This is a genomic window from Bradyrhizobium sp., from assembly GCF_030693485.1.
GTDB lineage: Bacteria > Pseudomonadota > Alphaproteobacteria > Rhizobiales > Xanthobacteraceae > Bradyrhizobium.
In genome coordinates this window covers 1-11,359 of the sequence record NZ_JAUYAN010000285.1, presented here as the reverse complement: position 1 = coordinate 11,359, position 11,359 = coordinate 1, and the positions used below count along the sequence as shown (strand labels likewise).

The 11,359-nt window shown below is 62.7% G+C and carries 12 protein-coding genes; 8 read left to right on the top strand and 4 right to left on the bottom strand.

The features are described from left to right. The coding region (locus tag Q8N40_RS20820; protein ID WP_305713132.1) for a TRAP transporter substrate-binding protein at positions 1-1,067 on the bottom strand (1,067 nt) is incomplete at its 3' end. On the opposite strand from Q8N40_RS20820, the gene Q8N40_RS20815 reads away from it, so the two are divergent. Next, on the top strand, positions 964-1,173 hold the full coding sequence (locus Q8N40_RS20815) for a hypothetical protein (RefSeq protein WP_305713133.1): 210 nt from the start codon (positions 964-966) through the stop codon (positions 1,171-1,173). The genes Q8N40_RS20820 and Q8N40_RS20815 overlap by 104 nt on opposite strands. 84 nt (positions 1,174-1,257) lie before the next feature. On the opposite strand, the gene Q8N40_RS20810 is transcribed toward Q8N40_RS20815, so the two are convergent. Together Q8N40_RS20810 and Q8N40_RS20805 are read right to left on the bottom strand one after the other, a co-directional pair. Continuing rightward, entirely contained in the window at positions 1,258-2,394 is a 1,137-nt protein-coding gene (locus tag Q8N40_RS20810; protein ID WP_305713131.1) for an Mrp/NBP35 family ATP-binding protein, read from the bottom strand. A 56-nt stretch (positions 2,395-2,450) separates the two neighbouring features. Beyond that, the gene (locus Q8N40_RS20805) at positions 2,451-2,891 is read right to left on the bottom strand and encodes a VOC family protein (protein ID WP_305322288.1); all 441 of its coding nucleotides are present in this window, start codon (positions 2,889-2,891) and stop codon (positions 2,451-2,453) included. A gap of 234 nt (positions 2,892-3,125) precedes the next feature. On the opposite strand from Q8N40_RS20805, the gene Q8N40_RS20800 reads away from it, so the two are divergent. The 4 genes from Q8N40_RS20800 to Q8N40_RS20785 all read left to right on the top strand — a co-directional run bounded on the left by Q8N40_RS20800 (position 3,126) and on the right by Q8N40_RS20785 (position 6,624). Continuing rightward, positions 3,126-3,995 carry an NAD(P)-dependent oxidoreductase gene (locus tag Q8N40_RS20800; RefSeq protein ID WP_305713130.1) on the top strand — a complete coding sequence of 290 codons (870 nt, stop codon included), beginning with the start codon at positions 3,126-3,128 and terminating at the stop codon, positions 3,993-3,995. A gap of 189 nt (positions 3,996-4,184) precedes the next feature. Continuing rightward, positions 4,185-5,783, top strand: a complete 1,599-nt coding sequence (locus Q8N40_RS20795; RefSeq protein ID WP_305322333.1) for a HAMP domain-containing sensor histidine kinase — start codon at positions 4,185-4,187, stop codon at positions 5,781-5,783. Positions 5,784-5,828: 45 nt separating this feature from the next. Continuing rightward, complete coding sequence (locus Q8N40_RS20790) at positions 5,829-6,038, top strand: DUF1289 domain-containing protein (RefSeq protein WP_305713129.1); 210 nt, start codon at positions 5,829-5,831, stop codon at positions 6,036-6,038. Positions 6,039-6,069: 31 nt separating this feature from the next. After that, complete coding sequence (locus Q8N40_RS20785) at positions 6,070-6,624, top strand: TIGR02281 family clan AA aspartic protease (protein WP_305322331.1); 555 nt, start codon at positions 6,070-6,072, stop codon at positions 6,622-6,624. On the opposite strand, the gene dusA is transcribed toward Q8N40_RS20785, so the two are convergent. Then, positions 6,586-7,545, bottom strand: coding sequence for a tRNA dihydrouridine(20/20a) synthase DusA (gene dusA / locus Q8N40_RS20780; protein WP_305713128.1), 960 nt, complete (start codon positions 7,543-7,545; stop codon positions 6,586-6,588). The two genes, Q8N40_RS20785 and dusA, sit on opposite strands and share 39 nt — an antisense overlap. Before the next feature lie 545 nt (positions 7,546-8,090). Between dusA and Q8N40_RS20775 the strand changes: the two genes are divergently transcribed. The 3 genes from Q8N40_RS20775 (at position 8,091) to Q8N40_RS20765 (ending at position 10,992) form a co-directional block, all read left to right on the top strand. Next, on the top strand, positions 8,091-8,603 hold the full coding sequence (locus tag Q8N40_RS20775; RefSeq protein WP_305322329.1) for a helix-turn-helix domain-containing protein: 513 nt from the start codon (positions 8,091-8,093) through the stop codon (positions 8,601-8,603). Positions 8,604-9,118: 515 nt separating this feature from the next. Then, positions 9,119-10,018: an NAD(P)-dependent oxidoreductase gene (locus Q8N40_RS20770; RefSeq protein WP_305713127.1), complete on the top strand. Its 900-nt coding sequence runs from the start codon at positions 9,119-9,121 to the stop codon at positions 10,016-10,018. Continuing rightward, positions 10,015-10,992, top strand: coding sequence for an NADPH:quinone oxidoreductase family protein (locus tag Q8N40_RS20765; RefSeq protein WP_305713126.1), 978 nt, complete (start codon positions 10,015-10,017; stop codon positions 10,990-10,992). The genes Q8N40_RS20770 and Q8N40_RS20765 overlap by 4 nt, the downstream gene beginning before the upstream one ends. Positions 10,993-11,359 lie beyond the last annotated feature (367 nt).

Sequence of the window (11,359 nt, the reverse complement as noted above, 5' to 3'; positions counted from 1 at the left end):
ATCATGAAGCTGTCATAGGTATATTCAGCAACCTGCCACCACAGATACTGATCGGACCGGTAGGCCTGCATCGCATCGATCGCCTTCTTGAAGTCGGCATTCTTTCCGGACAGTTCGGCCCACAATTCGTTGGTTGCTTTCAGGCAGGCATCCAGCACCTCGTTGGTAAACGGGCGAAGCTGGGTGCCGCTGGCGACCAGCCGCTTCAATGCCGCAGGGTTCTGCATGTCGTAACGCGCCGCCATCCAGCTGTTGGCGTTCGCGGTCGCATTGGCGATCACCGCCTGGTAGCTCTTGGGCAGCGAGTTCCACTTCTCGATATTGCAGAAGGCATGAACGGTCGGACCGCCTTCCCAGAAGCCGGGATAGTAGTAGTACTTGGCGACCTTCTGAAATCCGAGCTTCTCGTCGTCATACGGCCCAACCCATTCGGCGGCGTCGATGGTTCCCTTTTCGAGTGCGGGATAGATATCGCCGCCCGCAATCTGCTGCGGCACGACGCCGACCTTCTGCAGCACCTGGCCGGCAATGCCACCGATCCGCATCTTCAGGCCGGAGAGGTCTGCGACGGTCTTGATCTCCTTGCGGAACCAGCCGCCCATCTGGGTGCCGGTATTGCCGCAGGGGAAACCGACCACGTTATGCTTCTTGAAGAGCTCGTTGGCGAGTTCGTTGCCGCCGCCCTGCGAGAGCCAGGAGTTCTGCTGGCGCGCATTGAGGCCGAACGGAACGGAAGCGAAGATCGCAAAGGTCGGATCCTTGCCGACATAATAATACGCCACCGTATGGCTCATCTCGACGGTGTTGTTGGAGGTTGCGTCGAGCGCCTGCAGGCCCGGGACGATCTCGCCCGCCGCGAACAGCTGAATCTGAAATTTGTTGTCGGTCATTTCCGCAACCTGCTTCACGAAATAGTCAGCGCCGCCGTAGATCGTATCGAGCGACTTCGGGAAGCTTGAGGTCATGCGCCACTTGATCTCAGGCGAGGATTGCGCGATCGCCGGCGAGGCAATGGCTGTGGCGGCGGCACCCGCCGCGGAAACTTTCAAAAAATCACGACGCTTCATTCAGGCATCTCCTTTTTGGGGCTTTTTTTCCCAGATTTCCTGGAGCGGTAAATTCGGCGAAGCGGTATCTGCGTCCGCCGAAAGCGCTCTGGCGGGGGCGCTTTAACACGAAAATTTGCGTTCGGAATACACGACAGCGGCATGACAGCACTGAATAAACGAAAGTCGCATGTTTCCTTGAAAAACAGCCTCAGGCGGCGGCGATAACGCCCTGCAGCTGGTCGCGGACCTTGGCCCCGATCGCGCGATAGATCGCCGCATGCGGTCCGTCCGGCTCGCTGTCGACCACCGGAGTTCCCGAATCCGAGGTGGCGCGAATCGACATGTGCAGCGGGATTTCGCCGAGGAACGGCACGCCGAGCCGTTCCGCCTCCAGCCGCGCGCCACCATGCCCGAAAATATCGGATCGCGTTCCGCATTCGGGACACTGGAAATAGCTCATGTTCTCGACAATGCCGAGTACCGGCACGTTGACCTTCTTGAACATTGCCAGCCCCCGCCGCGCATCGATCAGCGAAAGATCCTGCGGCGTCGAGATGATGACCGCGCCCCGCAGCGGCACATTCTGCGCCAGCGTGAGCTGGGCGTCGCCGGTGCCGGGCGGCATATCGACCACCAGAATATCGAGGGTTCCCCAGGCGACGTCGCGCAGCATCTGGGTGATCGCCGACATCACCATCGGCCCGCGCCAGATCATCGCGGTCTCTTCCTCGACCAGAAAACCGATCGACATGATGGCAAGGCCGAAGCGCTGGATCGGAATCATCTTCCTGTTGTCGTCCAGCTGCGGCTTCTCGCGAATGCCGGTCAGCCGCGGCACCGACGGCCCATAGATATCGGCATCGAGCAGACCGACCCGCAAACCGAGATCGCGCAGGCCCAAAGCCAGATTGAGCGCCGTGGTCGATTTGCCGACACCGCCCTTGCCGGAGGCTACCGCGATGACGGCGGCAATGCCCGGTATCTCCGACTGCTTCGACATTGGCGAAACAGGACTCTGCGGCGGGCGATGCGCCGAGACCGGCTGCACGCCGTGCGAATGGCGATGAGGCGCCGGCGGCGCTGCCGCCGGCGAGCCCGGTTTGCGTTCCGCGGTCAGCGCAATCATGGCGTTGGTGACGCCCGGAATAGCGCGAACTGCGGCCTCGGTCGCAGCGCGGACGCTTTCCCAGGCGCGGGCTTGCGCGGCGTCGACATTGATCGAGAAGAACACCTTGCCGTCGTTCACGGTGACCGCCGACAGCACATTGGCATGGGTCAAGGCGACGCCATCAGGCGACTTCACCTTGCCCAGCACATCGAGAACCTGTTGCTGCGTCACGCTCACGGCGCATCTCCTGATTGGCTTTGGATGCGACCCATAGAGCGGTCCGGCTCAAAAGGCTACCTCGCCCCGATATCTTCCCGGGTCTCGGCGGGGGCGGCTGCGACGCCGCCTTCCTTGGCGGCCTCATAATTCAGCTCGATCATGACGCCGTTGGGGTCATCGACGAAGATCTGCCAGAGATCGCCGCCCGGAACCTGGCGGGCTTCGTATTTGAACCCTTTGCCTTCCAGACGCTTCTGCATGTCGGCAAAGCCCCGGCTGATGAAGGCGACGTGATGGACCACGCCGGAATCGGGCTTTTGCGGCTCCTCGGTCTTCGAAATATCGACCAGGTGCACCACCGCCTTGCCCTCGCTGTACATCCATGCGCCGGGGAAGGCGAAGTCCGGCCGGGCGCCCTTTTCCAGGCCCAGAATGTCCTCGTAGAACCGGACCGTGTCGGCGAGTTTCCGGGTCCGGATGTTGAAATGGTCAAGCACGCCCACGCTCATGCCCATGCGATACACTCCCGTTTTTTGAGGCCTTGTCTGGAAGGCCCTTGTTTGCAGCGTCTTTCCTAGCACAAAATCAGGCTCACGCACCAAGCGGAGGCGGTTGCCCTCCATGCTGCAGGGTTTATTGTGCCGTTCCTCATCCCAAGGGGGTCTGTTCCAGGGCGAACCGGCCTCCCCCCGCTTCCCCAGAACACGGTCCGGCACAACCAATGCCGGCAAAACCCCAAGGTTGCACACATGGCTAAAGTCGCTTTTCTCGGTCTCGGCGTCATGGGTTTCCCCATGGCAGGACATCTGGTCGCCAAGGGCGGCCACGAGGTGACGGTCTTCAACCGGACGCCGGCCAAATCCAAGGCATGGGCCGAAAAATTCGGCGGCAAGACCGCGGCAACGCCGAAAGCCGCCGCCGAGGGCCAGGACTTCGTGATGTGCTGCGTCGGCAACGACAATGACCTGCGTGCCGTCGCGGCCGGTGCCGATGGCGCCTTTGCCGGCATGAAGAAAGGCGCGACCTTCGTCGATCACACCACCGCATCGGCCGAAGTCGCGCGCGAACTCGACGCCGCCGCCACCAAGGCCGGTTTCAAGTTCATCGACGCCCCGGTGTCCGGCGGACAGGCCGGCGCGGAAAACGGCGTGCTGACGGTGATGTGCGGCGGCGCCGCCGACGCCTATGCCGGCGCCGAGCCCGTGATCGCGGCCTATGCGCGGATGTGCAAGCTGCTCGGTCCCGCGGGCTCCGGACAACTGACCAAGATGGTCAACCAGATCTGCATCGCCGGCCTGGTCGAGGGCCTTTCGGAAGGCATCCATTTTGCCAAGAAGGCCGGGCTCGACGTCCAGGCGGTGATCGAAACCATCTCGAAGGGCGCCGCGCAGTCCTGGCAGATGGAGAACCGCTACAAGACCATGAACGACGGCAAGTTCGATTTCGGTTTCGCGGTGGAGTGGATGCGCAAGGATCTGATGATCTGCCTCGCGGAATCGCGACGCAACGGCGCCAGCCTTCCGGTCACCGCGCTGGTCAACGAATTCTATTCGGAAGTCGAGAAGATGGGCGGCAAGCGCTGGGATACGTCGAGCCTGCTGGCAAGGTTGCAGCGCTGATAAAATCAGGACGGTCGTTTCTTCGTCATGGCGGACTTGACCTGCCATGACGATGAGGCGCGGAAGAGGTTAACTTAACTTCCGGTTAACCTGATTCTTTACCGCTTTAAGTCAGCTCTTAAGGATTTAGCGCCAGAGATAGACAATGCAAAAGCCCGCGTGTCCGGCGGGCAGGATTTGTGTTGTTTGATGAGTAAACCCGCAGAAAAGCCCGAAGTCGTTCAGCTTCCGGCCGAAGCCCCTGCCGCCGCGCCGGTCATTAACCGTCGCGTTGCCGCGCAACGGGTGCGCGAGGCCCGTGACAGGTTAACGTCGACCAGCGGAACCCGCCCTGCTTTCGATCGCGAATTGCTTCGGCAATATGCCCAGACCCGAATCTCGGCGTCCTACGTCGTGATGCTGCTGGTGGTGGCGACCGGCCTGTTGTTCGGTTTCTGGATGGAGCCGATTTCGGCCGCCGCCTGGACCTGCGGCATGTTCTGCATCCAGGCCGTCATCATCCGCAATTGCCGCAAATTCCTCGGCGAGCAGGCCTCCCTCACCGCCACGCAAAAATGGCGGACGCGGTTCGTGCTGCTCGACCTGTTGTACGGCCTGTGCTGGACGGCCATCCTGCTGCACCCGACGACCCAGGGCGTGGTTTCGAACACGCTGTTGATGTTCCTGATGCTGCTGGTGATTGCGGTCTCCAGCATGCTCGCAGCCAGCCTGCCGATCGCCGCCCTGGTGGCCACCGCGCCGGTGACGGCGGCAATCGCCATCAACTTCGTGCTGGGCGGCACCTTCGACAATTATTTGCTGGCGCTGCTGGCGCTCGCCGCGGAAGGATATTTCGCGCTGCTCGCCCATCGCCTGCATTCGACGACGCTGGCGACGCTGGAGGCGCGCGCCGAAAAGGATGCGCTGATTGGGGAACTCGAGCAGGCCAAGGCGATCTCCGACGAGGCGCGGCATCGCGCCGAATCCGCCAACGTCGCGAAGTCGCGGTTTCTCGCGCAAATGAGCCACGAACTGCGGACGCCGCTGAACGCGATCCTTGGATTTTCCGAGGTGATGAAGAGCGAGATTTTCGGCGCGCATGCCGTCCCGGTCTACAAGGAATATTCTTCCGACATCCACAATTCCGGCGTCCACTTGCTGAACCTGATCAACGAGATTCTCGATCTGTCGCGGATCGAGGCCGGCCGCTACGAGCTCAACGAAGAAGCTGTATCCCTGGTGCATGTGGTGGCCGACTGCCACCATCTGCTGAAATTGCGCGCCTCCAGCCGCGGCATCACGATTCACGAGGTGTTCGAGCAGGGTATGCCGCGAATCTGGGGCGACGAGCGCGCCACCCGCCAGATCGTGCTCAACCTGTTGTCGAATTCGATCAAGTTCACGCCGCAGGGCGGCGAGATCTGGCTGAAGGTCGGATGGACCGCATCCGGCGGGCAATATCTCAGCGTCAAGGATACCGGCTCCGGGATCGCCGAGGATGAAATCCCGATCGTGCTGGCGTCGTTCGGCCAGGGCTCCAATTCGATCAAGTCGGCCGAACAGGGCGCCGGCCTCGGCCTGCCGATCGCCAAAAGCCTGATCGACATGCACGGCGGCACGTTCACGCTGAAATCGAAGCTTCGCATCGGTACCGAAGTCATCGTCACCTTCCCGCCGGAGCGCGTGATGTCCGCGCTGGCGCCGATGGCCGAGGAAGCGCCGCCGCTACAGCCCGAAACCACCGTGACCGCCGAAGACAAGCGGCGGATCCGCAACAAGCCCATCATGAGCGCCGGCACCGGGCTGTGACCGGAATGCTTGCGCAAATCGCGAAAACCGCATCACTATTCCTGAATGAGCAAAGAAACGCCGTGCATTGCAGTCTGTATCGTGGATCCCGGAACCAGCCTTTGTTTGGGCTGCGGGCGTACCCTGCCGGAGATCGCGCGCTGGCACCGGATAGACACGGCCGAGCGGCAGGCGGTGATGTCGCAGCTTGCCGGGCGCATGGCCGACGCGGGTCTCGCACAGCCGGAGCTGGCGGCCGGCCCGAAGTCCGACTGACGAGCACGTCGGCTGGCACGGGAGGCGCGCTGTGAGCCGCTTTATCCTGGTTCTCATCATGCTGGCGGTGACGGCCACGGCCGTGATCGCCTATCGGGATCCCGAGCAGGTGGCCCGCGCCACCGACAGCCTGTCCGATATGCTGCGCAACCGGACTGCATCCCCCGCGCACGCCGTCCAGATCCCGCGCCGTCAGGGCGGCGAATTCGCCCTGCACGCCAAGATCAACGGCGTCAGCGCGCCGATGGTGATCGACACCGGCGCGACGTCGGTGGTGCTGACCTGGGAGACCGCGAAGGCGATCGGACTGCCGCTTGAAATGCTCGAATACAATGTCGACGTCGAAACCGCCGGCGGCCATACCAAGGCGGCGCGGCTGACGCTGGACCGGCTCGCCGTCGGCAAGCTGGTCGAACGGTCCGTGCCGGCGCTGGTGGTGCCGCGCGGGCAGATGAAGACCAACCTGCTCGGCATGAGTTTCCTGGACCGGCTGGAAAGCTGGGGCGTTCAGGCCGACCAGCTGAAGCTGCATGGCTATCCGGATGTCTCAGGCCGCAATCGACGCGACCGCGCGGCCATCAACTAGCGCAATTGCATCGCGCAGCACATTGACGCCGGCCCCCGGCTTGACGCCGTTCTCGGCGAGGTGACGGCGGAACGCACGGGCGCCGGGCACGCCGAAAAACGCGCCGACGAAATGCCGCGTCATCGAATGCAGCCGCGTGCCCTGCGCGAGTTGCTCCTCGATATAGGGCACCATCGCCTCGAACACGTCCTTCATCGCATGGTATGGTGCGGGCTCGCCGAACAGTTCGGGATCGGCCGAAAGCAACCGCCACGGATCGTGATAGGCCGCCCGCCCCAGCATCACACCGTCGACATGCGCCAGATGCGTCTTGGCCGCGGCGAGATCGGCGATGCCGCCATTGATGACGATCGGCAGATCCGGCATTGACGCCTTCAGCCGGTACACCCTGTCGTAATCGAGCGGCGGGATGTCGCGGTTTTCCTTCGGCGACAAACCATTGAGCCAGGCCTTGCGGGCATGCACGATCAGCGCATCGGTGCCGGCGGCGACGACGCTGCGCGCCAGCGTATCGAGCGCGATTTCCGGATCCTGATCGTCGATGCCGAGCCGGCACTTGACGGTGACGGGAATGCCGACCGCGCGCTTCATGGCGTGGACGCCCTCGGCGACCAGCGCCGGCTCCGCCATCAGGCAGGCGCCGAAGCGGCCGTCCTTCACCCGGTCCGACGGACAGCCGACATTCAGATTGATCTCGTCGTAGCCAAAATCCTCGCCGATTTTCGCAGCCGTGGCGAGATCGCGCGGGTCCGAGCCGCCGAGCTGCAACGCCACCGGATGCTCGCTGGCATCGAACCCGAGCAGCCGGGCGCGATCGCCATGAATGATGGCGCCCGTCGTTAGCATTTCCGTGTAAAGCCTGGCACGCCGGGTCATTAGCCGGTGAAACACGCGGCAGTGGCGGTCAGTCCAGTCCATCATGGGCGCAACGGAAAAGCGCCAGTAATTACCAGTACTTAGGTCGTCCAATGAAAGTAATCCTAGATTGGCAAGCGCCTTTTCTGCCACGCCGTTATTTGGGGCGGAAATCGTCGGACGCCACCGGTACAACATGACATTCAACTTGCGCAAATGCTGTACCGGAAAGCTGACAGATTGGCTGCGTTTTTCTTTTTTTCGTAGTCGGAAGTGCCGGTCGGTCCGGTCCCGGCCGCCGGGAATGCCTTGATTCGGGATAGGCGATACAACAAGACCGCACCACCTCGGCGTGCAAGAATTCGTGGGGACCAATACTTTCGGTGGAAAGTAATCCGGAACATTGATGATGGGACGTGATCGGGTGCTGATCGAGTTGCCGCTTGTCCTCATAGTTCTAAAATCGAACTGTTAAGTTGCTGCAGATCTATGCTGGTTTAGCTTCGGCTGATGGGGATTGTTTGGAGATGAGTACCTATCTAGAATGGTAAGAAAGCTTCCCTGAACGACTCGATCGACCCAGGGGTGCCGGATGGACTGGGGAGCAGGACATGCGATGGGATGCCCTTGAAGAAGAGCCGTGCTCGATGGCCCGCACCATCGGCGTGATCGGCGACCGCTGGACCCTTCTTATCCTGCGCGAATGCTTCCTGCGCACACGCCGCTTCGAAGGATTTCAGTCCGCGCTCGGGATCACACGGCATTTGCTCGCGGAGCGGCTGAAGAAACTGGTCCGGCAAGGCGTGCTGCGCCGCATTCCCTATCAGGACTCGCCCAAACGCCATGAATATATTCTCACCCAGAAGGGACTGGATCTCTATCCAATCATGATGGCCATCGTGCATTGGGGTGACACGCACATGGTCGATACACGCGGGCGGCCGTTGCTGCATGAACATCGCAAATGCGGCAAGAACTTCGATCCGGTCATGGTGTGCTCCGAATGCGGGGAGCCGCTTTCGGCCAAGGAGGTTCATATCCATCCCGGTCCCGGCGCCCGAACCAGCCCGGCCACGAAGGCGCCGGAGAAACCCAAGGCAAAGACGCGCCGCAGCGCAGCTTGATGTAGCCGATCGCAACAAATGAACGCACGCACCGACTAGAATTGGCGCTGCCGCGAACTGCGACGGCAACACGTAAGCGACCGGCAATACCGCCGCGCCGATGTCGAACCGGAGATTCTTCTCTGGCGCCAGATCCTGCGTGGCGACTTCAGCGCGGCCGGCAATCCTGGCAATACCGCAACAACCCGTGATGCAGTGCACACCGACCGGGTTCGTTGACATTCGCTGCGGCGAGCAGGTAGCGTGCCCGACAGCAGGACGGATGTTGAATTTCCGCATCCCCGCCGGAGGCTGCCCGCCGAGATTTCCTCCAACGCCATGCGTGACGGGCTGATTGCATCAGCCGATGCCGCACGCCGCGGCGAACGATTTTCCCACGCATTTTGTCTCCATATCCGCAACCGTCCCGAGGCGTCGTTTCCACCATGGCGGCCTGCGTCGACGGGGGATTGACTGGCCGGCGCCGGTGATAGCTCAACACGGCCAGCCAACAATGAAAATCCAGGGAGCCATGCATGTCGGAGCAGGTCGCGGTCATCGGGATGGGACAGATGGGATCGGGGATGGCGGGACGCCTCAAGGAGTCCGGTCTCGACGTCGTCGGTTATGACGTCAGCGCCGATCAGCGCGCCCGCCTGGCCAGGGACGGCTTTCAGATGGCGTCCAGTATTGCCGAAGCGCTCGCCGGGCGAACACTGGTGCTGACCAGCCTGCCCGATCCGAAGGCCGTGACGGCGGCCTGGCTCGGCGCCGACGGGATCGTCGCCCACGCCGCCAGGGGTACGCTGTGCATCGAACTCAGCACCATCGACCCCCAGACGATGCGGCAGGTCGCCGAGGCCGCCACTGCGCGCGGGCTGGCGGTGGTGGATTGCCCGGTCAGCGGCAGCCCCAACGAGGCGCGCAGCGGCAAGCTGATCCTGATCGCCGGCGGCGAGATGGCCGACGTGACCCGTGCCGAACCGATCCTGAAACTGCTCGGCACCGACTGGAAATATACCGGCGGTGTCGGAACGGCGAAGGTGGTCAAGATCGTCAACAACATGATGTCGATGGGCAACGTGCTGGTGGCGGCCGAAGCGTTCGCGCTCGGGGTCGCCGCCGGCGTCGAGCCGGACAAGCTCTACGACGTCTTGTCGGTGAGCGGCGGCCGTTCGCATCACTTCACCAAGCGTTTTCCGAATGCGCTCAAGGGCGATTTCTCGCCCGGATTCAAGCTGGAGCTGGGCGAGAAGGATCTGGCGCTCGCGGTCGAACTCGGACGGACGACGCGGATGCCGACACCGTCGGCTTCCGCGACCCGCGAACTCTACGCGCTGGCGCTGGCCGAGGGATTTCGCGGCCAGGACATCGTCTCGCTGCTGGCGATGTATCAAAACTGGGCCAAGCCGCCGCAATCCGGAGGCAACACATGAGAGCCGTTGTCGTCGAGAACTACGATTCCATCGACAACGTCAGGCTGAAGGAAGTTGCCATGCCGGATGTATCGGCCGGTCAGGTCCGCGTCAGGATACAGGCTGCAAGCGTCGGCTTCGTCGATGGCCTGAAGGTACAAGGCCTGTATCAAACCAGGGATCCGCTGCCCTTCACGCCCGGAACGGAGTTCGCCGGCATCGTCGATACGGCGGCAGCCGATGTCACGGGATTTGCGCCGGGTACGCCGGTCATGGGCATGGCGCGATCGGGCGGACTGGCGGAATACATCACGGTGCCGGCGGCCGCGCTCGAGGCGATGCCTGCGGGCATCGCACCCGAGATAGCGGCCTCGTTCCGCGCCAACTACCTCACCTCGCTCTATGCGCTGAGCGAGCGCGCCGCGCTGCGCGCGGGCGAATATCTCCTGGTGCTGGGTGCTGCCGGCGGCGTCGGAATCGCCGCAGTTCAACTCGGCAAGCTGCTGGGCGCCCGCGTCATTGCCGCGGCTTCGACCGAGGAGAAACGCAATTTTGCCATTCGTTACGGCGCCGACGCGACGGTGGATTACACGGAGACCGGCTGGCGCGACAGGCTCAAGGCACTGACCGATGGTCATGGCGCCGACGTAATCTTCGATCCCGTGGGCGGCGAGGTCTCGGTGCAGGCCTTCCGTTCGATCGCCTGGAACGGGCGTCATCTGGTGGTCGGCTTTGCCGCCGGCAGCATTCCCGCGCTGCCGTTCAATCTGCCGCTGTTGAAAGGCGGCGCGCTGCTCGGCGTCGACCTCGCCCAGATTCCCCGCCGCGAGCCGGAGGCGCATCGGCGCGTGATGGCGCAATTGTTCGCCTGGCTCACGGAAAAGAAACTCGCGTCGGTGGTCGGCCAGGTGTTCGCATTCGATGATTTTCGCGATGCGTTCAAGACCATGCAGAACCGCGCGGCGCTGGGGAAGATGGTCGTCAGGATCGGGTAGCATCACGGTCTAACAACGTCATTGCGAGCCACCGGGTCGCGCGAATGCGCGCCCGATGACAGGCTCCGCGAAGCCATCCATTTCGCAGCGGTGCCGGTCGGTGAGATGGATTGCTTCGTCGCAAGTGCTCCTCGCAATGACGTGGTGGGAGTTGCGATTCATTCGACCACCTAGATACACGTCCGCGTTCTCGCGGCACGATTTGCCCGAGGTTTGCCTGTCGTTCTCCCTCAAGAACGAGGGAGCAGGGAATGCCGGATGCGCGCTGCACCCGCGGTCTCGTGTGCGAAGTCGTACGAAAAAGGCTGCACACGAGCATACAGGGCAGCGGAGAACATCCGACATTCCCTGCGCAATGGCTTGACGG